The sequence below is a fragment of the Pseudomonas sp. GM102 genome (assembly GCF_000282555.1).
Classification (GTDB): domain Bacteria; phylum Pseudomonadota; class Gammaproteobacteria; order Pseudomonadales; family Pseudomonadaceae; genus Aquipseudomonas.
In genome coordinates this window covers 1-25,725 of record NZ_AKJB01000148.1, presented here as the reverse complement: position 1 = coordinate 25,725, position 25,725 = coordinate 1, and the positions used below count along the sequence as shown (strand labels likewise).

General features: G+C 59.6%; 26 protein-coding genes and 2 pseudogenes. 10 read left to right on the top strand and 18 right to left on the bottom strand.

Going from position 1 to position 25,725, the window contains the following annotated elements; genetic code table 11:
* The first annotated feature begins 1 nt into the window (after window position 1).
* Genes PMI18_RS00910 through PMI18_RS00915 form a run of 3 tightly spaced genes read left to right on the top strand, consistent with a single transcriptional unit; the run spans window position 2 to window position 3,206 of the window.
* The gene (locus PMI18_RS00910; protein WP_007907633.1) at window positions 2–1,051 is read left to right on the top strand and encodes a terpene synthase family protein; all 1,050 of its coding nucleotides are present in this window, start codon (window positions 2–4) and stop codon (window positions 1,049–1,051) included.
* Complete coding sequence (locus PMI18_RS31675) at window positions 1,026–1,322, top strand: Rieske 2Fe-2S domain-containing protein (protein ID WP_007907632.1); 297 nt, start codon at window positions 1,026–1,028, stop codon at window positions 1,320–1,322. The genes PMI18_RS00910 and PMI18_RS31675 overlap by 26 nt, the downstream gene beginning before the upstream one ends.
* Window positions 1,323–1,382: 60 nt before the next feature.
* Window positions 1,383–3,206, top strand: a complete 1,824-nt coding sequence (locus tag PMI18_RS00915; protein ID WP_007907631.1) for a glycoside hydrolase family 15 protein — start codon at window positions 1,383–1,385, stop codon at window positions 3,204–3,206.
* 56 nt (window positions 3,207–3,262) lie between these two features.
* Here PMI18_RS00915 and PMI18_RS31670 read toward each other — a convergent pair.
* Window positions 3,263–3,541: pseudogene (locus tag PMI18_RS31670) on the bottom strand (DUF6124 family protein); the annotation flags it as partial.
* A 686-nt stretch (window positions 3,542–4,227) separates the two neighbouring features.
* On the opposite strand from PMI18_RS31670, the gene PMI18_RS00920 reads away from it, so the two are divergent.
* Window positions 4,228–4,617 carry a hypothetical protein gene (locus PMI18_RS00920; RefSeq protein ID WP_007907629.1) on the top strand — a complete coding sequence of 130 codons (390 nt, stop codon included), beginning with the start codon at window positions 4,228–4,230 and terminating at the stop codon, window positions 4,615–4,617.
* Between the two features lie 60 nt (window positions 4,618–4,677).
* On the top strand, window positions 4,678–5,580 hold the full coding sequence (locus tag PMI18_RS00925; RefSeq protein WP_007907627.1) for an alpha/beta fold hydrolase: 903 nt from the start codon (window positions 4,678–4,680) through the stop codon (window positions 5,578–5,580).
* Here the strand turns inward: PMI18_RS00925 and PMI18_RS00930 are convergent.
* Window positions 5,549–6,541, bottom strand: a complete 993-nt coding sequence (locus PMI18_RS00930; protein WP_007907625.1) for a GlxA family transcriptional regulator — start codon at window positions 6,539–6,541, stop codon at window positions 5,549–5,551. The genes PMI18_RS00925 and PMI18_RS00930 overlap by 32 nt on opposite strands.
* A 91-nt stretch (window positions 6,542–6,632) precedes the next feature.
* Here PMI18_RS00930 and inhA point away from each other — a divergent pair, with 91 nt between their 5' ends.
* The gene (gene inhA, locus PMI18_RS00935; RefSeq protein ID WP_007907623.1) at window positions 6,633–7,319 is read left to right on the top strand and encodes an isonitrile hydratase; all 687 of its coding nucleotides are present in this window, start codon (window positions 6,633–6,635) and stop codon (window positions 7,317–7,319) included.
* 40 nt (window positions 7,320–7,359) lie between these two features.
* Here the strand turns inward: inhA and PMI18_RS00940 are convergent, their stop codons facing one another.
* From PMI18_RS00940 to PMI18_RS00945, 3 genes are read right to left on the bottom strand one after another with little or no spacing between them, the layout of a single operon-like run.
* A complete protein-coding gene (locus PMI18_RS00940) occupies window positions 7,360–8,196 on the bottom strand; it encodes an SDR family oxidoreductase (RefSeq protein ID WP_007907621.1) in 837 nt (278 codons plus the stop codon).
* 53 nt (window positions 8,197–8,249) lie between these two features.
* Window positions 8,250–8,507: an Atu4866 domain-containing protein gene (locus PMI18_RS0129875; protein WP_033036910.1), complete on the bottom strand. Its 258-nt coding sequence runs from the start codon at window positions 8,505–8,507 to the stop codon at window positions 8,250–8,252.
* 31 nt (window positions 8,508–8,538) lie between these two features.
* Complete coding sequence (locus tag PMI18_RS00945; protein WP_007907619.1) at window positions 8,539–9,276, bottom strand: SDR family oxidoreductase; 738 nt, start codon at window positions 9,274–9,276, stop codon at window positions 8,539–8,541.
* Between the two features lie 205 nt (window positions 9,277–9,481).
* Between PMI18_RS00945 and PMI18_RS00950 the strand changes: the two genes are divergently transcribed.
* Entirely contained in the window at window positions 9,482–10,417 is a 936-nt protein-coding gene (locus PMI18_RS00950) for an AraC family transcriptional regulator (protein ID WP_007907617.1), read from the top strand.
* Window positions 10,418–11,258: 841 nt separating this feature from the next.
* Here the strand turns inward: PMI18_RS00950 and PMI18_RS00955 are convergent.
* Entirely contained in the window at window positions 11,259–11,744 is a 486-nt protein-coding gene (locus PMI18_RS00955) for an SRPBCC family protein (protein ID WP_007907615.1), read from the bottom strand.
* Window positions 11,745–11,942: 198 nt separating this feature from the next.
* Between PMI18_RS00955 and PMI18_RS00960 the strand changes: the two genes are divergently transcribed.
* Both PMI18_RS00960 and PMI18_RS00965 read left to right on the top strand, forming a co-directional pair.
* Window positions 11,943–12,863, top strand: a complete 921-nt coding sequence (locus tag PMI18_RS00960) for an ADP-ribosylglycohydrolase family protein (protein ID WP_007907613.1) — start codon at window positions 11,943–11,945, stop codon at window positions 12,861–12,863.
* Between the two features lie 56 nt (window positions 12,864–12,919).
* Window positions 12,920–13,321, top strand: a complete 402-nt coding sequence (locus PMI18_RS00965; RefSeq protein WP_007907611.1) for a lysozyme inhibitor LprI family protein — start codon at window positions 12,920–12,922, stop codon at window positions 13,319–13,321.
* Here PMI18_RS00965 and PMI18_RS30840 read toward each other — a convergent pair.
* The 11 genes and pseudogenes from PMI18_RS30840 to PMI18_RS01020 all read right to left on the bottom strand — a co-directional run.
* Window positions 13,263–13,652 (bottom strand): annotated as a pseudogene (locus PMI18_RS30840) (quinohemoprotein amine dehydrogenase subunit beta); the annotation flags it as partial. The gene PMI18_RS00965 and the pseudogene PMI18_RS30840 sit on opposite strands and share 59 nt — an antisense overlap.
* Window positions 13,653–13,702: 50 nt before the next feature.
* On the bottom strand, window positions 13,703–13,957 hold the full coding sequence (locus tag PMI18_RS00975; protein ID WP_007907604.1) for a DUF1652 domain-containing protein: 255 nt from the start codon (window positions 13,955–13,957) through the stop codon (window positions 13,703–13,705).
* Window positions 13,958–14,131: 174 nt separating this feature from the next.
* Window positions 14,132–14,311, bottom strand: coding sequence for a hypothetical protein (locus PMI18_RS00980; protein WP_007907602.1), 180 nt, complete (start codon window positions 14,309–14,311; stop codon window positions 14,132–14,134).
* Between the two features lie 250 nt (window positions 14,312–14,561).
* A complete protein-coding gene (locus PMI18_RS00985) occupies window positions 14,562–15,587 on the bottom strand; it encodes a histone deacetylase family protein (protein WP_007907600.1) in 1,026 nt (341 codons plus the stop codon).
* Between the two features lie 153 nt (window positions 15,588–15,740).
* Window positions 15,741–16,970, bottom strand: coding sequence for a Zn-dependent hydrolase (locus tag PMI18_RS00990; RefSeq protein WP_007907597.1), 1,230 nt, complete (start codon window positions 16,968–16,970; stop codon window positions 15,741–15,743).
* 39 nt (window positions 16,971–17,009) lie between these two features.
* On the bottom strand, window positions 17,010–17,621 hold the full coding sequence (locus PMI18_RS00995) for an RraA family protein (protein WP_007907595.1): 612 nt from the start codon (window positions 17,619–17,621) through the stop codon (window positions 17,010–17,012).
* Entirely contained in the window at window positions 17,614–18,006 is a 393-nt protein-coding gene (locus tag PMI18_RS01000) for a RidA family protein (RefSeq protein WP_007907593.1), read from the bottom strand. The genes PMI18_RS00995 and PMI18_RS01000 overlap by 8 nt, the downstream gene beginning before the upstream one ends.
* Before the next feature lie 18 nt (window positions 18,007–18,024).
* On the bottom strand, window positions 18,025–19,404 hold the full coding sequence (locus PMI18_RS01005; protein ID WP_007907592.1) for an MFS transporter: 1,380 nt from the start codon (window positions 19,402–19,404) through the stop codon (window positions 18,025–18,027).
* A 126-nt stretch (window positions 19,405–19,530) separates the two neighbouring features.
* A complete protein-coding gene (locus tag PMI18_RS01010; protein ID WP_007907591.1) occupies window positions 19,531–20,472 on the bottom strand; it encodes a 2-hydroxyacid dehydrogenase in 942 nt (313 codons plus the stop codon).
* On the bottom strand, window positions 20,469–21,224 hold the full coding sequence (locus PMI18_RS01015) for a class II aldolase/adducin family protein (protein ID WP_007907590.1): 756 nt from the start codon (window positions 21,222–21,224) through the stop codon (window positions 20,469–20,471). Before PMI18_RS01015 ends, PMI18_RS01010 begins: the two co-directional genes overlap by 4 nt.
* A complete protein-coding gene (locus PMI18_RS01020; protein WP_007907589.1) occupies window positions 21,221–22,522 on the bottom strand; it encodes an MFS transporter in 1,302 nt (433 codons plus the stop codon). The genes PMI18_RS01015 and PMI18_RS01020 overlap by 4 nt, the downstream gene beginning before the upstream one ends.
* A gap of 157 nt (window positions 22,523–22,679) precedes the next feature.
* Between PMI18_RS01020 and PMI18_RS01025 the strand changes: the two genes are divergently transcribed.
* Window positions 22,680–23,639: a LysR family transcriptional regulator gene (locus tag PMI18_RS01025; protein WP_007907587.1), complete on the top strand. Its 960-nt coding sequence runs from the start codon at window positions 22,680–22,682 to the stop codon at window positions 23,637–23,639.
* An 11-nt stretch (window positions 23,640–23,650) separates the two neighbouring features.
* Here PMI18_RS01025 and mrdA read toward each other — a convergent pair whose 3' ends face one another.
* On the bottom strand, window positions 23,651–25,543 hold the full coding sequence (gene mrdA, locus PMI18_RS01030; RefSeq protein ID WP_007907585.1) for a penicillin-binding protein 2: 1,893 nt from the start codon (window positions 25,541–25,543) through the stop codon (window positions 23,651–23,653).
* Between the last annotated feature and the right edge of the window lie 182 nt (window positions 25,544–25,725).

Here is a 25,725-nt window from a genome sequence, read left to right as displayed (position 1 = left end):
CATGAACCATTCTGCACAGTCCCTCGCGTCCGAGGTGAGCTTCTACATCCAGGACATGCACTGCAGCGTGCTCCCGAGAATGCACCCGGACTATCCCATCATCGACGAACTCAATGCCGCCTGGGTCCGCGAGTTCCTTCCGTTCACCGACGAGGCCGCGCGGTTGCGCTTTCTGCGGCTTCATCTTCCCATGTGGGACAGTCTGATATTCCCTATTGGACCGGCCGATCGCCTCGTCCATACCTCATGCGTGACAAGCCTGATCCTGGCCATCGACGATATGCCTCTGGGCCGGCATGCGATGTTCCATGACGGTGAAGTCGCGTTGCTGGAAGGGCATCCTTTCGCCCCTGCCGCACAGGACATCTTTGGCAAACTGCGGCAGTACATGCCCGCACCGGTGTATCGCCGCTATTGCCAAGCGTGGCAGGCCTGGTTCGAAAGCGTGGAGGAAGAAGCCAGGCTGGTCGCCACCGGCAAGGTGCTGCCATTCGACGAATTCCTCGAGTTGCGCCACTGGAACACAGGCCTCTTGCCCTCTTTTCCTGTGGCCGAGTTTCTGTACGGCCTCGATCTGACCGAGCTACTGGCGCAAGACCGCGAACTGCAGTTGGCCATCCGGGTCACCAACGAACACGTCGGTCTGGTCAACGACATCCTTTCTCACCGCAAGGAGCACGCCATCGGCGTGACCCTCAATGCGATGGAAAGCCTGCGCATTGCGCATGGCCACAGCCCGCAGGAAGCTGCTGACATCCTGTGTCAACGCATCCGCAAGGCTGACCGCACCCGCGTCGGACTCTGCAAAGTGCTGCGTCGCCGCTACGCCAATCGTCCGGATGCCGATCGTATCGGCATGTACCTGGATGGCCTGGGTCGGATCTGCGCAGGCAATCTGCGCTGGCTGCTGGAAAACGACCGGTACGTGGACAGCCAGGGTCATGGTTGGGACTGGACCCGCTCACGACTCATTGTTCTCGATCCCGACCCTGCACCAGCCCATTCAGCCATAGCAGGATCACATTATGACAATGTCAAACCTTCCTTATGAAAAGACAACTCCATCAACGTCATATCCCAACGGCTGGTTCGCACTGTGCTTCGTCAGTGACCTCAAACCCAAAGCAGTGAAAACGCTGCCGTTCATGGGCAAGGAGTTGGTGCTTTACCGCACGGAATCAGGCGCTGTCCGAGCGGTCGGGCCCTTTTGTCCGATCAAGACTGCTGAAACTGTTGAAGCCTGCTCCTTCGATCGCGTCCGACGAACTGCAAAATTCCAGCTCTTTGAAATGATCGACGCCAGAAAACTCACTCACCAGTGAACTCCTGCCCGATCGCATCGGTCAGCTGGTTAGGCCCTCGGTTCCCGGAGCTCCGCGGTAATGGCTGATCATTCCGAACGACAAAGCGCCATCGACGCCCACGGCATCATTGGCGACATGCGCAGCGCGGCGCTGGTCAACGACAAGGGCAGCGTGGACTTTTTCTGCTGGCCGGAATTCGACAGTCCGTCGATTTTCTGCGCGCTGCTGGACAGCCCCGAGGCCGGCATCTTTCAACTGGCCCCGGACCTGCCCGACGCTCGCCGCGAGCAGATTTACCTGCCCGACACCAACGTCCTGCAAACCCGCTGGATGAGCGATCACGCGGTGGTTGAAGTCACCGACCTGCTGCCCATCGGCGACAGCGAAGATGATTGGCCGATGTTGATGCGCCGGGTGCGGGTGGTCAGCGGACAAGCGACCATCCGCATGCATTGTGCCGTGCGTCATGACTATGCCCGGGCTCACACCAAGGCCCGGGCACGCGGTCAGAGTGTGTATTTCGAGGCCTCCGGTCAGCCGGCCCTGCAACTGTGTTCGGATCAGCCTCTGCGCGTCGAGGGCAATGCTGCGATTGCCGAGTTCCCCCTCGAACAGGGCCAGGGCGCCGAGTTCCTGCTCGGCGGCGTTGACGATGCACGCTTCACGGAAGGCGCCGCCGCATTGTGCCTGGAGCGCACCCTGAAGTTCTGGCGCGACTGGATCGGCCAATCCAATTATCGCGGTCGCTGGCGGGAAATGGTCAATCGCTCGGCCCTGGCCCTGAAGCTGCTGACCTCACGCAAACACGGCGCCATCCTCGCCGCCGCGACGTTCGGTCTGCCGGAAACGCCCGGTGGCGAACGCAACTGGGACTACCGCTACACCTGGATCCGCGACGCCTCGTTCACCGTCTATGCCTTCATGCGCCTGGGCTTCGTCGAGGAAGCCAACGCCTACACGCGATGGTTGCGCGGTCGGGTCAGGGATTGTCACGGCAAGACCATGAAACTCAATATCCTCTACGCCATCGACGGCCGTCAGGAACTGCCGGAAGTTGAACTTCCACACTTGGCCGGTCATGGCGGCGCGACGCCGGTACGCATCGGTAATCAGGCCTACGATCAAATCCAGCTCGACATCTTCGGCGAGCTGATGGACGCGGTGTATCTGGTCAACAAGCACGGTGAAGCGATTTCCCATGATGGCTGGAAACACACTGTAGAAGTGGTCGATCAGGTCTGCGAAACCTGGCAGCAAAAAGACGTTGGCATCTGGGAAATGCGCGGCGAGCATTATCATTTCCTGCACTCGCGCTTGATGTGCTGGGTGGCCGTGGACCGGGCCATCCGCCTGGCCTCCAAACGCTCGCTGCCCGCCCCGTTCGCCCGCTGGGACCAGACCCGTCAAGCGATCTACACCGACATCTGGAGCAACTTCTGGAATGAAGAACGCGGGCATTTCGTCCAGCACATCGGCGGCACCGGCCTCGATGGCTCGATGCTGCTGATGCCGCTGGTGCGCTTCGTCAGCGCAAAGGATCCGCGCTGGATCGCGACCCTTGAAGCCATCGAGAAAACCCTGGTGCGCGCAGGCATGGTCTACCGCTACCGCAATGACGACAGCCAGATCGACGGCCTGCCCGGCACCGAAGGCGCCTTCGCCGCGTGCTCGTTCTGGTACGTCGAATGCCTGGCCCGAGCCGGCCAAGTGGAGAAGGCACACCTGGAGTTCGAACAATTGCTGAAGTATGCCAACCCGCTGGGGCTGTATGCCGAAGAGTTCGACAGCCATGCCCGGCACTTGGGCAACACACCACAAGCGCTGACACACCTGGCGCTGATCAGCGCGGCGAGTTTCCTGGATCGGAAGTTGAGCGGGGAGAAAAACTTCTGGCAGCCTTGAGACCGAGTCGCCTGCTTCGCTACTACAGATGTACACCGCTCCCACAGGGGATCAGCTGTGTGGCGCGGGTTTTGGCACGTCGACGCGGCAATGTCGCTGGTCATGACGCTGGCTGAGGCCAGTGATTCGCAGACATGAGCGAGCAGGCTTTCGTTGTCCATATCCGGCGCAACCATGAACATCTTGCTTGGCTTGCGGTTTTCGGCTTTTTTCGGGGTGGGTTTGAGGTAGTGGTCGAGCGCGCGTTCAGCGGCGTCGTGGAGCTTTTAGGAATCGAGGGATTCGTAGGGGGAAACGTTGTCGGTTTCTGGGGGATTGGGACTGTCTTTTATCATGGTGTAACTCCTGACATTCATGAAGCTCACCGCCGTCGTGACCAAACGATGGGTGGAGGGCGGTACGCAGGTTGGTCAACCGGGAAGTCAGGCACCCGGCGCACTCGAAAGTGCCCCGCGCACAGCCCACCGCGAAGCATACCGACAAGCACAAGAAAAAGCGCCGACATGCTCACGTTGGCGCTTGCACGCCTGACATTGCACGGGTGACCAAACCCGGTCGCTGAATTGGCAGCGACCCGGAAAGCCTATCGGCTCCCTTTCCTAACCTACAACCGCCAAAACTCGTCGGAAATATCCCCTTTTACAGCGTTTTTTGTAGGACAGTGGCTTACCCGCGATGAAGTTAAACACGCTCCATCTGACACTGCTGACCTCCTGTGGCGAGGGGGCTTGCCCCCGTTGGGACGCGCAGCGGCCCCTTGAATGCACAACCCCATTCCTCCAGAAGCACCGCATTTGCTGGCTTCACGGCCGCTGCGCAGCCGAACGGGGGCAAGCCCCCTCGCCACAGAACCCGGTAGGCCGAACCTACAATCGCTAAACAAAACCAGCCCAATCAACACGCGGTAACGCATTCCTACATCCGGAAATACCTTGTTGCCAGCGCCTACATCCCTCCCTAACATCCACGCTCAACGGGCACAGCGGAGCTGTCCAACAAAACCCGAATTCAAGGAACCAGAATGACCCAGCGTATCCATCGCAGCATCGACACCCCACTCCGATCAGGCTTGAACCGGGATGAACTGTGGGAGGGCCACGACAAAGGCCTGATCAAATGCTGGGAAATCGGCCGCCAACGCGCCGCCCGCTTCCCCGACCTCGCCCGACAATGCCTCACCGGCGAACTCCCGGTGCTGGGCTGGAAAGGTGGCGTCAGCCGCAGCCTGAAAAAACTCGAAAAATACGGATCCCTCAAATACCTCGCCCAATGGCAGGGATTGCGCGGAGAAGATCTGGACATTGATCTGAGCACAGAACGGGCGTTGACCTGTTCCAGGACCAGAATGGCCGTGACGTTTACGCCGGATCGATCGAAGTACTTTAATCAGGTCGCGGACGTGGAAGTCTGAGGAGAAGGACTCAGGTCGAATTGAATCAGCCCTCTCAAAACAGCCACTCTGGAATGTCGAATGAACAATGACGTGCTGATTCAATTTGCCAAAACCCACAGCTTGACCGTCGCCTACGAAGAACACGGCCCCACCACCGGCGACCCGGTCATCCTGCTCCACGGCTTCCCCTACTCCCCCCGCGCCTACGACGAGATCGCCCCGGCCCTCGCCGCGAAGGGCTACCGCGTTATCGTCCCGTACCTGCGCGGCTACGGCCCGACCCGGTTCAACAGCCCCGACACCCTGCGCTCCGGCCAGCAAGCCGCCCTTGCCCAGGATCTGCTGGACCTGATGGACGCTCTCGCCATCAAACAAGCTGCCCTGTGCGGTTACGACTGGGGCGGTCGGGCAGCGTGCATTGTCGCAGCGCTGTGGCCGGAGCGAGTGCGCTGTCTGGTGACCGGAGATGGTTACAACCTTCAGAACATCCCCAACTCCACCCAACCTCTGGACCCGCAGACCGAGCATCGCCTTTGGTATCAGTACTACTTCCACACCCCGCGCGGTGTTGAAGGCTTGACCCAAAACCGCCGGGCACTGTGCGAACTGCTCTGGACATTGTGGTCGCCGACCTGGGCCAACAATGCCGCACGTTATCCCTTGAGCGCGCCAGCCTTCGATAATCCGGATTTCGTCGAGGTGGTGATTCACTCGTATCGGCACCGCTTCATGTATGCGCCCGGCGATCCGGCACTGGAGTGGATGGAAGAAGCGCTGACCCAACAACCGGTAATCAGCGTGCCGACAATTTCCCTGTGCGGCGCCGATGATGGCGTGGGCCCCGCCTCTGACATCGATGAAGACGCCGAGCGTTTCACCGGCCCTTACCAACGCCGAGTGCTGGCGGGCGTCGGGCATAACATTGCCGAAGAAGCGCCCGAAGCGACCCTCAAGGCAATACTGGATCTGCTGGAGGGCTGACGGAAAACCGCTCGCGGTAGGCTTGCGGCGTCACGCCCATGGCTCGCAGAAAACTGCGGCGCAAAGTTTCTTCGCTGCCAAACCCGCATTGCACCGCGACCCGTTTGATCGGCACACCGGTGTCGCTGAGCAGTCGGCGCGCGGTCTCGACCCGAATCAGCTCGATGGCCCGCGCCGGGGTCTGGCCGGTGTCGGCGCGGTAGTGACGGACGAAGCTGCGCTCGCTCATGCCGGCCTGCAAGGCCAAGGTCGGGATGCCGAGGTCTTTGGTGAGATTTTCGCTGATCCAGGCATGAAGGTCGTCGAAGCGGTTGCCTTCCTTTTGCAGGGACAGGGTCACGCTGAACTGCGACTGGCCCCCCGGACGCTTGAGAAACACCACCAATTGCCGAGCGACATCCAGGGCCATGGTTCGGCCGAGATCTTCCTCGACCATCGCCAAGGCGAGGTCAATGCCCGCGGTGACCCCGGCCGAGGTCCAGACCGGGCCGTCGTTGATGAAGATCGGGTTGGGTTCGACCTGTAGTTTGGGATGCTGCTGCGCCAATTGCTCGCAACGGGTCCAGTGCGTGACCACCCGCCTGCCATCGAGCCACCCGCTGGCCGCCAGCAAAAACGCCCCGGTACACACCGACGCCACCCGCCGACACCCTGTCGCGTGCTCACGCACCCAGGCCACCAGTGACTCGTCTTTCGCCGCCGCGTAAACGCCCCAGCCACCGGCAATGATCAACGTGTCGCTGCCCTGTTTCGCCAGCGGCTCTGCCAACAGCGCCAACCCCGCCGACGACATCACCGCCCCGCCACCGCTGGCAATCACCGACGGCGCATAGGGCGGCGGCAAACCTTGCTGGCGAGCAATGTCGTTGGCCGAGGCAAACACCTGCAACGGCCCGGTGACGTCGAGCACTTGCACGTTGGCAAAGGCCAGCACATGAATGGTTTTCGGGTTGCTCGGCATATTTGGCGTAATTCGTGGGGTTATTGGCGTATGCGCCAGATCCTACGAGCCTACAGTGAAGCCGTCCACCCCAACCAGGAGAAAAAACGCCATGACGTTGCAGATCGGTTTTCTGTTGTTTCCACAGGTTCAACAACTGGACCTGACCGGCCCTTATGATGTGCTGGCCTCGCTGCCGGACGTGAAGGTGCACCTGATCTGGAAGGACCTGATGCCAGTCACCGCGAGTACCGGGCTGGTGTTGAAACCGACCACCACCTTCGACGATTGCCCGCCACTGGATGTGATCTGCATTCCTGGCGGCGGCGGCGTCGGGCCGTTGATGGAGGATGACGAAACCCTGGCCTTCATCAAGGCCCAGGCCGCCAATGCGCGGTATGTCACCTCGGTGTGTACCGGCGCGCTGGTGCTTGGCGCGGCGGGGTTGCTCAAGGGCAAGCGCGCTACCACGCACTGGGCGTATCACGAATTGCTTGGGGTTTTGGGAGCGATTGCGGTGAACGATCGGGTGGTGCGCGACGGCAATCTGCTGACCGGTGGCGGGATCACCGCGGGGATCGATTTTGCCCTGACCCTGGCGGCTGAATTGTTCGATAAGGACACGGCGCAACTGGTGCAGTTGCAGCTGGAATACGCGCCGGCGCCACCGTTTGCTTCGGGGAGCCCTGAGACAGCGCCGGTCAGCGTGCTGAATGAAGCCCGCAAACGCGCTGCCGCGTCGTTGAAACTGCGCTCGGAAATCACCGAACGTGCAGCGTCGAAACTCGACCACCAGTGAAAGAAACGGCTGCGGGCGCTATCGCCCCGCAGCCAGTCACTCAGGCCGGAAAATCCGTTGCCAGTGATGAGGCTTTCCACTGGTTCAAATCGTGCTGCACCCGTGCGATTTTCTGTTGCGCCAGGTCAACCGCAATCTGCCCCATGAACAAGTGCAGCGGCGGCTCACTGACATTCGCCGCCTGGATGATTGCCAAGGCAATCTTGTCCGGGTCGCCAGCCTGCTGACCGTCAAGGGTGTTCTGGTGCAGGTCCAGTGACGCTTGCGCGGCGGTGTAATCATCGATCCTGCGCTCGGCAACGGCCAGCGAAGCGCTGGACAGGAACCCCGTACGCACCGGTCCCGGATAAACCACCGTGGCCTTGATTCCCAACTCCTGAACCTCCGCCGCCAACGCTTCGGTCACGCCACCGAGGGCGAACTTGCTCGCCACGTAACTGCCCCAACCGGCATAACCGCCATCGAAGCCGACGATCGACGAGATATTGATCACGTGCCCGCTGCGCTGCGCCCGCAACTGCGGCAAGGCGTGACGCAAGACATTGAGCGGCGCAAACAGATTCACATCGAAATTGCGCCGCAGTTCGCTGTTCGACAGTGCCTCGAAGGTGCCCTGCTGACCGTATCCGGCGCAGTTGACGATCACATCAAGACTGCCGAAGACCTCAACGGTGCGTGCGATAGCGGTGGCCACGCTGGATTCATTCATCAAGTCGACTTGCAGCGGCACAAAGCGCTCGCTGGCGGCCTGCAGTTCGCCGAGGTTACGGGTAGTGGCGGCGACGCGATCACCCAAGGCCAACACGTGTTGCGCGAGGGCCAGGCCGAGGCCCTTCGAGGCGCCGGTGATAAACCAGGTTTTAGGAGCGTTTTTCATGAGTAGGTTCCTCTGTTTCAGTGCATGACTTGCTCGATAACATCGATGACGCGTCACTCCGGCCGGCGGTACAGCACCATCCCGGCGTGATAGAGCACCCCGTCGCGAAAGTCGCCGTCAGCCGTGAAACCGGTGTCGTCGACATATTCGATGTGGTCGCCCTCCAGCCAATAGCGGCCCAGATAGGCGCTTTCCCGATGGCCGCGCGCTTCGTCGTAGCGCCCGCTGGATAGCAGCTGGTGGCGGATCACGCCGTCAGCGGTGACCCACAAGCCGACGTATTGGTCTTGATTGCCTGATGGTTTGGTCATTTCAGTTCTCCCGACTTCAATAGGTGACCGTTCAGAACGGACTGGCCGTCGGCCGCACGATCAATTCGCTGACATCCACATCGGCCGGCTGATCGATGGCGTAGGCAATGGCCCGGGCGATAGCCTCGGCAGGAATGGCAATCTTGCGGAATTCGCGCATTTCGGCGCGGCCGCCGGCATCGGAAATGCTCTCGGCCAGTTCGGATTCGGTCACGCCAGGGGAAATCACCGTGACCCGCACATCGCCCCCGACTTCCTGACGCAAGCCTTCGGAAATTGCCCGCACGGCGAATTTGGTGGCGCAATACACGGCGGCGGTCGGGCTGACGGTGTAGGCACCGATGGAGGCAATGTTGATGAACTGGCCGCAGCGCTGACGCTGCATCAATGGCAACCCGGCAGCGATGCCGTGAAGGACACCACGGATGTTGACGTCGATCATCCGGTCCCACTCCTCGACCTTCAGCGCCTCGAGTTTCGACAGGGGCATGACCCCGGCATTGTTGACGATCACATCGACCCGGCCAAAGCGTTCGACGGCGAAATCGATGAAGGCCTGCACGTCATCGCGACGGGTGACGTCCACCGCCCTGAACACTGCGCTCTGGCCAGCCGCATGGAGTTCTGCGACCAGTGTTTCCAGGCGATCGACGCGCCTGGCACCGAGCACCACGTGGGCGCCCTGACTGGCCAGAAGACGTGCACTGGCTTCGCCGATTCCGCTGCTGGCGCCGGTAATGACAACCACTTTGCCTTGAATGTTGGACATGAGTTTTTCCTTGATCTGGAGACTGGAACATCCCGGATGGGGACGTTGCGACAGGTCCAGATTAGGGACGCTTCGATAGGTTTCGTTAGCCGATTTCTCCTGGGTTCTTGCACGATCCTGTAGGCGTAAAACCGACGCTGGCCGACACGCGCACAATCGGTTTTACTAGCCCCGACTCAACCATCGGCCAGGGAGACTGTTCAGCATGACGGCTTCAACTTCCGCGAATGCCCTGCCCCAGGACGACGTCGATATCAGGCGCGCCGAACTGGTGAGCCTGATTAAACGCTTTGCCACGGAATACGGCGTTCACGCCACGCCGATCAAGGACTTGCACCTGATCCGCAGCGACCACCCCACCGAAGACCTGCACACGGTGCACAAACCGGGACTTTGCGTGATTGTCGAAGGACGCAAGGAAGTACGCCTGGCTGCTGAAAGCTATGTTTACGACCCGCTCAATTACCTGGTGGTGTCGGTCACCCTGCCCCTGGCCGGCAAAGTGATCGAGGCCAGCCCGGATCGGCCTTATCTGTGCATCCGCCTGGACATCGACCCGGCGCAAATCTGCCGTTTGATCGCCGATGTCAGCCCCATCGGAGTGCCCGGGGTGAGGAACACTGGGCGCGGGCTGTTTCTGGATCGGATCGACGCGCCCTTGCTTGATGCCGTGTTGCGGCTGTTGAGGTTGCTGGAAACCCCGGACGACATCGCCACCCTGGCGCCGCTGGCACAACAGGAAATTTTCTATCGGTTGTTGCGCGGCGAGCAGGGCCAGCGCTTGCATGAAATCGCCATTCCCGACACCCAGACCCACCGCATCAGCCGCGCCATCGAATGGCTGAACAACCATTACGCCGAGCCCTTGAGCATCGAAAACCTGGCGCAGATGATCAATCTCAGCACCTCGGCGCTGCATCACCGCTTCAAATCGGTAACGGCCATGAGCCCGTTGCAATACCAGAAGCAATTGCGCTTGCAGGAAGCCCGACGGCTGCTGTTGTCGGAGAACAGCGATATTTCGTCAATCGGCTACAAGATGGGTTACGAAAGCCCTTCGCAATTCAGCCGTGAATACAGCCGTCTGTTTGGCGCCTCGCCGAGCAAGGACATCGCCCGGTTGCGCGCCCAGGCGATCTAGCGGTTTTGTGGCAAACAGAATGAGGCCGGGGAAGCATGTAAGCCATTGACCACCCAACGCCTGAAAACCTACCCCTGTAACAGCTGCCGAAGGCTGCGTTCGGCTGCGCAGCAGTCGCAAATCAGACGCTGCGGTCTTTCAGTCTCACCATGCTTGTAGGGTCTACGACTGCTTCGCAGCCGAACGCAGCCTTCGGCAGCTGCTACAGGAACCAGTTTTCTGCAGACGAAAAAAAACCCGCCGAAGCGGGTTTTCCCAAGACCATATCGACTCCCTGTCGGCAGCAATCCTTGCTTATGGTCGATCATCCTTAATCCTGAGCACTTCCTGTGTCTCAGTTGATGGATCCAGATTAAACGCATCGGCGAAGCATCAAAAGAAGACATACCACCGGCTACGTGTAAGCCATTGACCACTCTGCCCCCGAAAGCCTGCCTTTGTAGCAGCTGCCGAAGGCTGCGTTCGGCAGCAGCAGTCGCAAATCAGACGCTGCGGTCTTTCAATTTCAGCATGCTTGTAGGGTCTACGACTGCTTCGCAGCCGAACGCAGCCTTCGGCAGCTGCTACAGGAACCAGTTTCATGCAGACGAAAAAAAAAGGGTTTTCCCAAGACCATATCGACTCCCTGTCGGCAGCAATCCTTGCTATGGTCGATCATCCGTGACCCTGGAGCACTTCCTGTACTTCAGTTGATGGAGCTAGATTACCCTTCGGATCCAATCCGCAATAGACGACATAGCTACTACCGCGTGTAAGACATTCGCTATAGCCGCCCCTCCGAGAACCCTTAGACGTATCAGCCATCATGCCCTGAAGCCACGATTTTCGTGGCCTGCAGCCATCAGCCGCCCTGACGCTCGTGGTCCTTGGTGTCTACCAGAAATTTTTCGATATTGCTCATCTGCTCATCCCAACCCCGGCTATCCATGCGGAACGCCTTGAGCCTGCGCGACTGAGGGATGTGATCGAAACCAGACTCGACGACCGTCAACAACGTACCTTCGTCCATATCCTGGAGTTCGAACTTAACCAGCGTGGTGGGCTCTTGGGAGTAATCGGTATCGGGTTCGACTGCATACGGGTGCCAGCGAAACGAAAACACCCGCTCCGGCTCGACCCGCTCCACCAGTACATTCCACAACAAGTGCTCATAACCAGGATAAGTAATCTGCCCCTGGGTCCACTCGCCGGCGACAAAGCGCTTACCTTCGAGCGCCACGCCGAACCATTGCCCAAAGGCTTCGGCATTGGCCAGCACGCGCCAGACCTGCGAGCGCGGCACCTTGAGCAGGATTTTCCTTTCGATGCGATCTGATGCTGGGTTCATAAGTCACCTCCTGTATTGAACAGTAGGCCCGTAAAGACCATAAGACCAACCTAAAAGTTGTATCAAACAGGCGCCGCAATCGACCTTGCCTGAAATATTCGGCCTCATTTTTGGCCATAAGTTCTGGTTGGAAGGGGGAGTCAGCGGGCTGAAACTGCTAACGTTTGCAACGACGTGGAACCCTTACAAGGAAGATTCATGCAGCCTTCACTCACGGAACGTTATCGCGCAACCCTGCTGGGGCTTGCTTGTGGGGATGCCGTTGGCACCCATGCCGAATTCCAGCCGCGCGGCTCGTTTATCCCTCTGACCGATATGGTTGGGGGCGGCCCGTTCAATCTGAAGCCAGGGCAATGGACCGATGACACTTCCATGGCACTTTGCCTGGCAGAAAGCCTGCTGAACAAAAATGGTTTTGATGCAGCCGATCAAATGGGCCGTTACCTCAACTGGTGGCAATGGGGTTACCTGAGTTCGACCGGCGAATGCTTCGACATTGGTATGACCGTCCGTGAAGCGCTGGCTCGTTATCAGGAAACCGGTCAGCCATTCGCGGGATCCACCGATCCCTACACGGCCGGTAACGGTTCACTGATGCGGTTAGCGCCAATAGTGTTGTATTACTTTCCCGACCCCGATCGGATCAGGAGGTTTTCCGCAGACAGCTCGCGCACTACCCATGCGGCGCCGGAGGCACTTGAATGCTGTCAGTTGCTTGCCGATCTGATCCGCAAGGCATTGCAAGGCGCGCCCAAGCAGGGTTTGCAGAGCCTGCCAGAGACGACCTTCGAGGAGCCGAAGGTCGCGAGTATCGCTCGAGGCGATTACCTCGGAAAATCCAAAGACGATATTCGCGGTAGCGGTTACTGCGTTGCATCACTGGAAGCGGCCTTGTGGTGCTTTCACCACACTGACAGTTTTGAAGCCGCCATCCTCGAAGCCGCGAACCTGGGCGATGACGCCGATACCACTGCCGCCATCGTCGGTCAGTTGGCCGGAGCTCACTACGGTGTGCAGGCCATCCCTGAGGGGTGGCTGGCGAAGTTGCACATGCGCGATGACATCCAGGCCTGTGCAGACCAATTGCTCGCGGCTTCGGGCGCCCTCGGTACAAGCTGAAACTTCCATCTTCGCTACACTGCACCCCAACTTTCCATCACCACTGCGAGCCCACCATGCCCCCACGTTTTCTCCTTGCGTTGACGCCGCTGCTGTTCACCCCCCTTGCGCATGCCATCGACTGCGACAATGCCACTGACCAATCGACGATGAATCAATGCGCGGCGCAACAGAACAAGGCGGCCGACAAGGAGCTGAATGCGCTTTATCAGCAGATCACCACACGGCTGAAGGACGACCCCGACGCGAAAAAACTGTTGATCGGGGCGCAGCGCTCATGGATTGCGTTTCGCGATGCCGAGTGCAAGTTCTCGGCGTCCGGGGTGGCGGGTGGCAGCGTGTATCCGCTGATCTACAGCAACTGCACCACGGAACTGACCAAGGCGCGGGTCGAGGCATTCAAGACTTACTTGAAGTGCCAGGAAGGGGATTTGAGTTGTCCGGTGCCTGAGGCTTGATGCTGCCGATCTGCTTCAGGCTATCGGCATCGAAGATCGCCACATCATTGAACGTCCCGGCCAGGTAAATCTTGCTGCCATCCTTGTTGAAGGAAATGCAGTAGTAAGAGTGATCGAGCGTCGCCGCCTGAAGCATTTTCTTCTGCTTGATGTCCTACTTGGCCAAGCGATTGAGCACGCCGAACATCAGGTTCGGATCCTTGGGTGAGCGCATGCCGCTGAAGTAGATTTCCGTCAGCGGGCCGAAGTCGGTGGTTTCGGTCTTGCCGGTTTTCAGGTCGATGCTGAACAGCCCATAGAGGTACTCGGCGGTGGCCGGGTCCTGCTTCTTGACTTCGGGATACACGCCGCACCGCCAACGTGGTGCGGCGTGACGCAGGTTCAGCGGTAAAACGGAGGGTGAATGCCTTTGTGAACCTCGATTTCTTGCCGCATATCAGCCACCAGCGATGCAATCGCGTGGGGGCTGTCCAGTGTCCATACCGGAACATGAGTGGCCACCAGATCCACTTTGCCGGTCATGCAATCGCAGACCCGAATCGTCAGGGACTGGTCCGCCTCCATGCTGCAAGTGCACACGGCGGGCAGAAAACTGTGTTCAATGATGTTTTGAATTTCCAGGGTTGAAAGGAACATCGTTACCTCCCTCACGCCAGATGTGTGGCCGGGGCAAATGCTCCGTCATTCACCCTTTAGCCCAAAAATTCTAATCCTCAATAGCAGGCGTCTCAAGACCGTAACAGGTTGTTCGTCGTCTCATCAGCTGTCGAGATTTGCGACAAAACCCAGGCTCCCGCCCTTCCCCTTGCATCACTCCCCCCATGTGCAGCGCGCGGGCGATGACAGGCGGTCGAGGTAATGTTCACCACAATCGATCATCGTCGGCCGGGCTTCCACCAGTACGGTACCCAGCGCGTTGGTGCCGCGCGCCGCTTCGGCCAATCGAGCTTCGCGGTGCAGCTTGGGGGAGGTTGTTTTTATTAGCGTCATCAAGCGCTCCGGATCGGTCCGCCCTGCGCTTTTTCAAGTTCAGCGCCCTGTCGCAATCTTTACGTTAACGTCAGGGGCGATGGCAAGTGCCTTACAGCACTTGGGGTTCATCCGTTGCACCGCGTTATCGTTCTTCGCGAGCAAGCCTCGCTCCTACGGGGTTTGTGTTGAACCGCGGAATTGGATTCAACACAGTCCCCCGTAGGAGCGAGGCTTGCCCGCGAAAGCAATCTCCCAGACAACTGCAAACTCAGAGCTGCCACACCTGCGGCCCAACAAAAAACGCCCGGGCATTATCCTCAAGGCTCTCCAGATGATACCCGCCCTCCTGCACAATCAGACACGGCAACCCAAGGCTGCGAATCCGCTCGCCCAGCCGCGCAAAGCCTTCCCGCGTCACCGCCACTTTGCTCTGCGGGTCCAGCTCGAAAATATCGAACCCCAAGGACAGCACCAGCACCTGCGTGCCGAACTCCTTCACCGCCGCCAAGGCCACTTCCAGCTGCCTCAGAAAGTCCGCCTCACTGGCGCCATGGGCCATCGGCAAGTTGAGGTTGAACCCCTCCCCCACCCCGACGCCGCGTTCATCGCTGAACCCGGCAACCCCCGGATAGAAGTTGGTCGGATCGCCATGCACCGAGACGTACAGGACGTCAGCGCGCTCGTAGAAAATCTCCTGAATCCCCTGACCGTGGTGCATATCGGTGTCGAGCACCGCAACTCGCTCAAACCCTGTACGCAACACCTGGGCCGCCACCGCTGCGTTGTTCACATAGCAGAAACCACCGGCCGCTTCGGCCCGGGCATGGTGACCGGGTGGACGGCACAAGGCATACGCAGCCGGCTCGCCATCGAGCAACGCCTGGGCACCGGCAATCGCGCTTTGCGCCGACCAATAGGCCGAGCGCCAGGTTTGCTCACCCACCGGGCAACTGCCGTCCGCCAGATAACACGCGGCTTGGGCAAGAATTCCACGCAAGGCATTGGGCTCGCGGACGAAGATGTTCGACATCACCTCATCGCCCCAATCCTCGGGGATTTCCTTCCAGCGTTGATGAGCTTCCTGCAAGAACGTGAGGTACGGCGCACCGTGGACCGCCAGCAGTGAATTGAGTCCGGCATCGGCCGGTTGCTCAACCGTGAAGCCCAGCGCCTTCGACGCCTGCACCAGCCGTTGAGCGCGCTCGGGCACTTCCTGCGGCGTGCGCATCTGCCCGCGGGAGTAGTAGCTGCGTGGATGGTGGAGCAATTGTTCGGGATGAAAAAAACTGCGCATGGGGTTAATACCTGTCAGTTAACGTAGATCCTGAAACCGAGTGCGTCCTCCTGTAGGAGCGAGGCTTGCCCGCGAAGGCGGTGTGTCAGTCAACGTTGATGTTGAATGGGCTGACGCCTTCGCGGGCAAGCCTCGCTCCTACAGAGATTGCGTTTATTCGGCTTTTCCGGCGCGGGACAGCACCGCGTTGAGCAACACATCAGTGCCCTGACGCACGTCTTCGGGCAACACGTCTTCGGCCTCGTTGTGGCTCAATCCGCCAACGCAAGGGATGAACACCATGGCCGTCGGACAGAACCGCGCCAGGTGAATCGCATCATGCCCGGCACCGCTGACAATCGATTGCTGAGCGTAGCCCAGTGCATCCACCGCTTGTTGCACCGCTGCCACGCAATCGGCGTCGAATGGGGTGGCCGGGCTGATCCAGTGCGGGGTGATCGTGAGATTCAGGCCGCGTTCATCGGCAATTGCCTGGAGCCGCGCACGAACCTGCTGCTCCATCGCATCGATGGCTTCATCGCGGTGATGACGCAGGTCGACGGTGAAATTCACCAGGCCTGGAATGGTGTTGCGCGATGACTTGTTGATACTCAACTCGCCGACGGTCGTCAGGCCTTCGGGGGCAAAATCGCTGGCCAGGCCTTCGATTGCCTGGATCATCCGCGCCACGCCATACAGGGCGTCCTTGCGCAACGGCATCGGCGTAGTACCGGCATGGGCAGCCATGCCTTCGACCCGCACGTCGAGCCAGCGAATCGCTTGGCCGCCGCTGACCACGCCGATGCTCTTGGCGTTATCCTCAAGGATCGGCCCCTGTTCGATGTGCGCTTCAAAGTAAGCATCCACCGCGCCGCCCAACGGGCGCTCGCCGGCATAACCGGTGCGTTGCAGCGCTTCGGCGACGCTGATGCCATCCACATCACGTACCGCCAGTGCCGTGTCCAACTCCATGATGCCGGTGAACACCGCCGAGCCGAACATCGCCGGGGTGAAGCGCGCGCCTTCTTCGTTGGTCCACACCGCCACTTCCAGCGGCTTGCGGGTCTGGATGCCGAGGTCGTTGAGGCAACGCACCACTTCCAGACCGGCGAGCACACCGTAGACGCCGTCGAACCGCCCGCCTTCGGGTTGAGTGTCGAGGTGGCTGCCCATCATCACCGGTGCGGCGCCCGGCTCAGTGCCGGCGCGACGGGCGAACAGGTTGCCGATGGCATCCACGCTTAGGGTCATGCCGGCTTCGCGGCACCATTGAGCAAACAGTTCGCGGCCCGCCTTGTCTTCATCGCTAAGCGCCAGACGGCAGCTGCCGCCACGAGCCGTCGCACCGATTTCGGCCATGGCCATCAAGCTCGCCCACAGGCGTTCACCATTAATTTTCAACATGCTTTACTCCTGGAAAATATTGAACAAGCGCCTGACGGCCTAAACGCTCAAAACCTGCGACACCGGTTCACCGGCGCGCAGCCGCTCCAACAAGCGCGGCTCGGCGCGATCAGAAGCCAGCGCGCGTTCGATGACGTTTTGCGCGGTGGCCGGATCGAGAAACAGCACGCCGTTGTCGTCCGCAAGTACCAGATCCCCCGGATGCACCGTGACGCCGGCACAGTGGATTGGCTGATTGATCTGGCTGTCGCCGCGGCCATGCAGCTTGGTGGTCAGCAGGCTGGTGCCGCGAGCGAAGACGGGTAACCCGGCTTCACGCAGTTCCAGCAAGTCGGTCACCGCGCCGTCCACCACGATGCCCACCGCACCGGCGCAACTCGCGGCGCAACGGGTGACCGCGCCGACTGGGGCATGCTGCCAGTCGCCATCGGTGTCGATCACCAGCACATCGCCTGGCTGGATGAGCGCCAGGGCCTGGTTGACCGCGATGGCATCCGCACCCACCAGTTTCAGGGTCAGCGCACGGCCGACGAGTCTCACATTGGGCACCATGGCTCGCAGTTGCGAATCGGCAAAGCCCTCCTCGAGAAAATGCCCGAGGGTCGGAAAGCTCACCGCTTTGAGCTGCTCGATCAGCTGCGATTCATCCATGTCGCGCCTCCTTGGCAATCAACTCGGCGACACAATCGATTTCCAGCGACACGCCCCACAGCGCTACACAGACCGTGGTGCGTGCCGGCGGCGCATGACCCAGGAACTCGCGATACACCGCGTTGAACGGCTCCAGTTGCGCGGGATCGGTGAGGTACGCGTTGATCTTGATCACGTGGCTGAAGTCAGACCCGGCTTCAATCAGGATCGCCTCCAAGTTGCGCAAGGTTTGCCGCACTTGTTCGGTGAAATCAGCAGGTTGGTCATCGAGCCCGCTCTGGGCCGGAATCTGCCCGGCGGTGAACACCAGGTGGCCGCTGACCACCGCTTGGGAGTAAGGGCCGACCGGGCCGATGAAGCCCGGGGCCGATTGAATTCTGCGCATGCTGTTGAGCTCCATTAATCAGGCGGCGGCCGATTTGATTGGTTTGCCGAGGGCTGGATCGGCGGCCGGAACTGCCGTCGGAATTTCGCTGATGTCTCGCTTGAAAGTCTCGGTCAGCAGCAACAGCGCCACCAACGAAATCAACGCCGCGCCGATCATGTACCAGGCCACCGAAGAGCCTTTGCCGGTCGCTGCCAGCAATGCGGTGGTGACGATGGGCGTGGCGGCGCTGCCGAGCAGGCCGGACAACATGTAGCTGATCGACAACCCGGAATAGCGCACTCGCGTGCCGAACAATTCGGCGAGGAAGGTCGCGATCGGCCCGTAGTTGGCCGCGAAGGCAGTCATCAACAGCAGGTAACCGAAGATCACCAACGACAGCTCTTTGGTGTCCATCAACCAGAACATCGGGAACGCGACCAACGCTTCGGCGACGATGCCGGCAACGATGATCGGCTTGCGTCCGTAGCGATCCGACAGTGCGCCGAACACTGGCAACATGACGATGCACCAGGCGCAGGACAGCAACACCACGCCGAGCATCACACTGCGGCTGAAACCCAGATTCTGCGTGCCGTACGTCAAGCCGAAGGCAACGATGATGTTGAACGAGGCCCCGGTCGACATGGTGGCGATCCCGCCCAGCACCACTTGTTTCCAGTACTTGCGGAAGACTTCCGCCAGCGGCATTTTCACCTGGACTTCGGCTTCCTTGACCTTGTTGAAGGCCGGGGTTTCAGAGATGTTCAAGCGGATGTACAAGCCCACGGCGATCAGCAGCACGCTGGCCAGGAACGGGATACGCCAGCCCCAGGCCAACAGGTCTTCAGGGGACAGCCACGCGGCAATCACGAGGAAGGCCAGGTTGGCAATCATGGTCCCGGCCGGGACGCCGATCTGTACCCACGAGCCGTACAAACCGCGTTTATTGGCAGGTGCATGTTCCACCGCCATCAGCACCGCACCGCCCCACTCGCCACCCAACGCCAGGCCTTGAATCACCCTCAGCAGCAACAACAGGATCGGTGCCCAGATACCAATGGCCGCGTAGTTGGGTAGTAACCCGATGGCGAATGTAGCGGCCCCCATGGTCAACAGCGAAACCAACAACATCGACTTGCGTCCCAAGCGGTCACCGAAATGCCCGAACAGGGCCGCGCCGACAATCCGCGCCAGGTAGGCCGAAGCAAACGTACCGAACGCCAGTAATGTACCAATCAGCGGATCGAAATCCGGAAAGAACACTTTGTTGAACACCAGCGCCGAAGCCGTGGCGAACACAAACAGGTCGTACCATTCCACGGTGGTGCCAATCACACTGGCCACGGAAACTTTCTTCATGCTAATTGCAACTTCCGGAGGTGCGCCGGACTTTTCTACAGACGATAGATCGCTCATTACTGTCTCCAGGAGTTCATCGAGAACTCGTATTTAATTGTTTTAACTGGCAGTAAAACGTTCAGGGTGAGGGATTGTTGTTATATAGCGCCAACTAAATGGGCGAATTTGCAAGGCGCTTTCTAATTAATAACCGAGTGTTCGGTCTGCACAATTCAATAACGGTTCTCCGGTATTTAAACGGCGAAAGTTCTCTGCTACCTGTTCGGCGATACAGTCGTGGGAAGCCGCGGACGCCATATGCGGGGTAATGGTGACGCCGGGCATTGTCCAGAGACGGTGATCGACCGGCAGCGGTTCTTGTTCGAAAACATCCAGCAAAGCGCCGCGCAGTTTTCCTCGGGCCAGCGCGTGTTCGAGGTCGTCGATATTCAGATGCCCGCCCCGACCACAATTGACCAGCGCGGCGCCATTGGCGAGCCGCTCGAACGTTGCATTGCCGAGGATGCCGCGGGTTTCGCTGGTCAGCGGCAACAAGTTGATCAGCAACTCCAATCCATCGAGAAACGGGTTCAGTTGTTCCGCACCGGCGGACGTCTGTACGCCCGGCAAATCCTTACTGCGGCGCGCCCAGCCACGAACGTCGTAACCGGCGGCGGCCAGGTCCTGGGCAATCGCGCTGCCCAACGATCCAAGCCCCATCACCCCAACCTTGAACTGCCTCGCCGCCCGTTGCAGCGGCCGCTCCCAGCGCTGTTCCCGTTGTTGCTCCAGCACCTGATCGAAGCCGCGGTGATAGTGAATCACCGCCCAGCGCACGTACTCGGTCATGCCTTGGCGGTGACCGGGATCGACCACTCGGCACACCGGCAAGTCCGGACACGACGGGTCGTGATCCAAGTGATCGATACCGGCGGCCACCGAGTGAATGACTTGCAGGTTCGGCAATGCGCCGAGGCTGCCCGGCAAGGGAAACCAGCACGCGGCAATCTGCGCGTTGGCGGCTTGTGGATCATCGGCCAACACCGTGGTGAGTTGCGGTGCACTGCGGGCAAACGCAGCCTGCAATTGCTTGAGCAGCAGGGTGTCACGGGACAGCAAAACCACGGTGTTGATGACAGGACTCATGACAAATAGGACTCGCGCTGGGATTCGATCAGGGTCAGGGCGGCCTCCCAGGCCAGGTCGATGATGTTGTCCTGTTCATCACGGTCAAACTGTTCGGCGGTATGTGCGCACACTTCCGGGGACGGGTAATGCAGCGCCGAACCACCGGACAGTGCCTGAACCTGCGCCTGACAGGCACGCTCCAGGAAGTGAATTTCCTGGAACGCCTGGGCCACGCCGGAGCCGCCGACCAACAAGCCATGATTGCGCAGGATCATCGCCCGATGCGGCCCCAGATCGGCAATCAAACGCTCGCGCTCATCCAGCGACAGGGCGATGCCTTCATAAGTGTGATACGCCAATTTGCCGTAGAACTTCAGCGCGTGCTGACTGATCGGCAGCAGTCCTTGCTTCTGCGCGGCGACTGCCATGCCGGCGGCGGTGTGGGTATGGATCACGCAGTTGAGATCCGGGCGGGCCATGTGGATTGCCGAGTGAATGACGAAACCTGCGGCGTTGACCCGATGACCTTCGTAGGCCGGATCGACCACTCTCCCGTCCTGATCGATGCGCACCAGATCCGAAGCGCGCATGCGGTCGAAAATCACCCCGTAGCGGTTGATCAGAAAATGATGCTCAGGCCCTGGAATCCGCAGGGTGATATGAGTGTCGATCAAGTCGGTCATGCGAAAGTGCGCGACCAGTCGATACAGCGCAGCCAGTTCGCAACGGGCTTGCCATTCAACCGGGCCGATGTGTTCAGGTTTTCTCACGAATACACCTCTTTAGCAGCGTGGGTGGCGACCGGGTTGGCGCGCAGGCGTGCCAGGCCGCAAACACCGATCAAGGACAGGGCCGAGAGCAAGGTGAAGAACACCGCCAACGGCAACCATTGTCCGGAAAACTTGCTCGCCAGCAGCGTGCCGATCAGCGGCGTGGTGCCGCCGGCGAGCGCGCAACTCAACTGGTATGCGATAGAAATGCCCGAGTAGCGCAGGTGCACCGGGAACGCCTGGGTCATGTAACCGGCGATCACCGCGTACAGCGCCGAGAGGATCACTACCGCCAGAGCGATGCCGACGGTCATCAGCACAATGTTTTGCGTGCCCACCAACAGGAACATCGGGTACGGCGTGACCATGCACAGCAGCGCGACGAGTTTGAGGAAGCGGCCTTCGCCAATGCGCTCGGCGAGCAGCGCGGAAAGCGGTTGCGAGAGCAGCTGAATGACGGTCACCAGGAACAGGCAATCGAGAATCGTCGAGCGCGGGATGCCCTGATACTGGGTGACGTAAGTGATCATGAACGTGTTGGTGAAGAAGAACCCGGCCGAACCGATGGTCACCGCGGCGGCTGCGAACAGGATCTGCCGCCAGCAGGTTCGAATCACATCCTTCACCGGGTATTTGGCGGTCTCGTTGTTGTCCTTCGCCTTGGCGAATTCCGGCGACTCATGCACCCCGGAGCGGATCATCAGGCCGACCATCATCAGCACACCGCTGGCGAGAAACGGCAGACGCCAGCCCCAGGCGAGGAAGTCCTCCGGCTCAAGGGATGTCACCAGGCGAAAGGCGATCAACGCCAGCAGCAAACCGGCCGGGCTGCCGAGTTGCGCGAACGATGCATAGAACGTCTTGCGCTTGGCCGGTGCGTGCTCGCTGGCCATCAACACCGCCCCGCCCCACTCGCCACCGACTGAAATGCCCTGGATCAAACGCAGCACAATCAGACCGATCGGCGCCCAGATACCGGCGCTAGCGTAGCTCGGCAACATTCCGATGCCGGTGGTAGCAAGCCCCATCAGCGCCATGGTCACCAGCAGCATTTTCTTGCGACCGAGACGATCACCCAAATGACCGAACACCATGCCGGCCATTGGGCGAGCGATGAAGCCGACGGCGAAACTGCCGAACGCTGCCAGGGTGCTCATCACCGGGTCGTGGCTGGGAAAGAACACTTGCCCGAGCACCAGCGCTGCCGCCGTGGCATAGATGTAGAAGTCGTAGAACTCGATGGTCGTGCCAATGAAGGCTGCCGCCGCCGCTCGACGCGGTTGAGAGGTAGTGTGCATGCAAGGACCCTGTGTATTTATAGTTTTGGGCAGGTATTGAAGGCTGTTTACGGGTTGCACTCTGTGGCGCTTGTTAGCTTTATCGCTTCCGTGCCAGGATTAGTCAATTTTCAATTTCTTATCTTTACTATTAGCTTTGCTACTACATGGAATTTTTATGCCCTCCATTTCTAACCCTTGGGTTGGTCGCCGCTTTCTGAATGATCGCCTCGACTGGAACCTGTTACGCACCTATTTGGTGATCGGCCAGGAAGGCAGCATGAGCCGGGCCGCTGCGCGATTGCACATCACGCAGTCAGCCGTCAGCCAGGCACTGAAACGGCTGGAAGAACAATTGGAATGTGTGTTGATTGCCCGTAGCGGGCGGCGGTTTGATCTGACGGAAACCGGGGAGGAAGTCCTGCGCATTGCGGCGGATATTTACGGCGATATTTCACGACTGGGCACGGTGGTGGAGAGTCGTAACGACGACGTGGTCGGCAAGATTCGCATCCTTACCGTCAGCGGCGTGCAAGCACGACATTACGACGAGTTCCTCGCCGATTTCCACGAAACCCATCCGAAAATCGAATTTGAAGTCGAAGTGATGGGCAGCTCGAACATCATCAGTTCACTGCTGCAAAAGACGGCGACCGTTGGCGTCGGCCTGTGCCGTTTACCGCAGCCGCGACTGGAGCAGCGAGTACTGTTTCGAGAAACTTATGCGTACTTTTGTGGGCAGCGCCATCGACTGTTCGGGCAAGAGAATCTGACCCTGGAAGAGCTTGCGGCGGAGAACTTTGTCAGCTTCACCAGTGACCAACTTGGGGGCAATCTTTCGCCGTTGACACTGTTTCGGGATCAACAAGGATTCACTGGCAAGATCGTTGCATCATCAACGAGTTTCGAAGAAATTTATCGTTTGATCTGTTCAGGGTTCGGCATTGGTTGCTTGCCGACGCACTTGGTAGGAAGGGATGTCGAGCAAGGTTTGCTCTGGCGTTTGCCGCCGGAAGATGGGGTGGTGGATTTCGATATCCAGCTGTTGTGGAATCGTGAGCAGAAGATGAGTCAGGCCGAAACCGTGTTTCTGGAGAGCTTCCAGCACATGCTCAGTATTCGTGAGCCTGTGCTGTGAAGCTTTGATCGTTAGACGTGAGGGTCGCCTGGAGCTTTGCCCGGCACGGCGTATTGCGGCTTCAGGTGGCCGTCCTGATCGAGCAACCAGGCGTCCATGATCTGTCGCACCACGGGACCGGCGACGCGACCACCAGCCTCGCCGTTCTCGATCATGACCGAAATGACAATCTTCGGATGTTCCGCCGGGGCAAAACCAACGAACAAGGCGTTGTCACGGTTACGCTCCAGGGTTTTCGCCCGGTTGTAGCGCTCGCCTTGCTTGATCGCCACCACTTGCGCCGTACCACTCTTGCCGGCGATGCGGTATTGAGCCCCCGCCGCTGCCGCTCGGGCAATCCCGCGAGCGTCGTGCATTACCATCTGCATGCCGTGGTTGACCTGCTCCCAGTCACGCGGGTCTTTCAATAGGATGTTTGGCATTGGATGCTCATCCACTGGTGCAACACCGTCCACGGTCTTGGCCAGGTGCGGCCGGTTCCAGACACCTTTGTTGGCGATCAGTGCAGTCGCCTGGGCCAGCTGCAGCGGCGTGACCTGCATGTAACCCTGGCCGATGCCAAGGATCACGGTTTCACCCGGGAACCATGCCTGACGGCGCGTGGCACGCTTCCAGGCTTGCGATGGCATCAAACCGGCAGACTCTTCGAACATGTCCAGCGAGACTTTCTCGCCGAGACCGAACATGGCCATGTAGTCATGCAGGCGATCGATACCCAGCTTGTGGGCCAGATCGTAGAAGTAAGTATCGTTGGAGCGCATGATCGCCGCGTCCATGTCCACCCAGCCATCGCCGCTGTGGTTCCAGTTACGGTATTTATGATCGAAATCCGGTAGCTGGTAATAACCCGGATCGAAGACGCGGGTCTGCGCAGTGACCACCCCGGCGTCGAGGCCGGCAATAGCCACTTCCGGCTTGATGGTCGAGCCCGGCGCGTAGAGCCCACGCAGCACACGATTGAACAGCGGCCGGTCGATGGAATCGTGTAGCGCCGCGTATTCCTTGACGCTGATGCCGGTCACAAACAAATTCGGGTCAAAACTGGGCTTGCTTACCATGGCCAGCACTTCGCCGGTCGATGGGTCGAGAGCGACCACCGAGCCACGGCGATCGCCCAACGCCTCCTCGGCAGCTTCCTGAAGTTTGACGTCGAGGCTCAGTACGATGTTTTTGCCGGGGATCGGATCGGTGTGTTTGAGCACTCGCAGCACGCGGCCCTGAGCATTGGTTTCGACTTCTTCATAACCCACATGACCGTGCAACTCGGGCTCGTAGAATTTCTCGATGCCGGTCTTGCCGATGGATTGGGTGCCACGGTATTCCGCCGTATCCAGGGCTTTGGACTCTTTCTCGTTGATGCGACCGACGTAGCCGATCGAGTGTGCGAAGTGTGCGCCCATCGGGTAGTGGCGAACGAATTGTGGCTCTACGTCGATCCCTGGCAAACGGAACTCGTTGACTGCCAACAGCGCGATCTGTTCTTCGCTGAGTTCGTAGAACAAGGTGACGGGCACGAAGGGGTGTCGAGCCTGCTTCATTGCCTTGTCGAACAGTGTGCGGTCTTCAGCCGGCAGGTGCAGGAGGTTGACCACCTCATCCAGCTCTTCTTTGACATCGGAGGCCCGTTCGCGGGTGATGGTCAAGTTGAAACTGGGCCGGTTGCCCGCCAGAAGCACGCCGTTGCGGTCGTAGATCAGCCCGCGGGTAGGGGCGATCGGCAATACGTGTACACGGTTGTTTTCGGAGATCGTCGAATGGTAGTCGTACTCAACCACTTGCAGAACATACAGCCGTACCACCAGCGCGCAGGTGATAGCAACGACGAACAAGGCGCAGGCCATCAGTCTTTTATTGACCAGGCGCGTCTCTTTTTCGTGGTCCTTGATTGGTATTGGTTTAGGCATTTCTGCAGCAGCTCTTTGACTGTAGAGGAGGTGCCGATTAGCGGTCGAAGTCAGTCCGTTAAAAAAACGAGCTGCACCATACCAAAACGGCGTGGTTACTTTAGCGCCCGTTCTACCGAAACTTCATGAACAATGCAGCCCGATGCAGACACCAGGGTACTTTCCTGCGGACAAAACAAAAC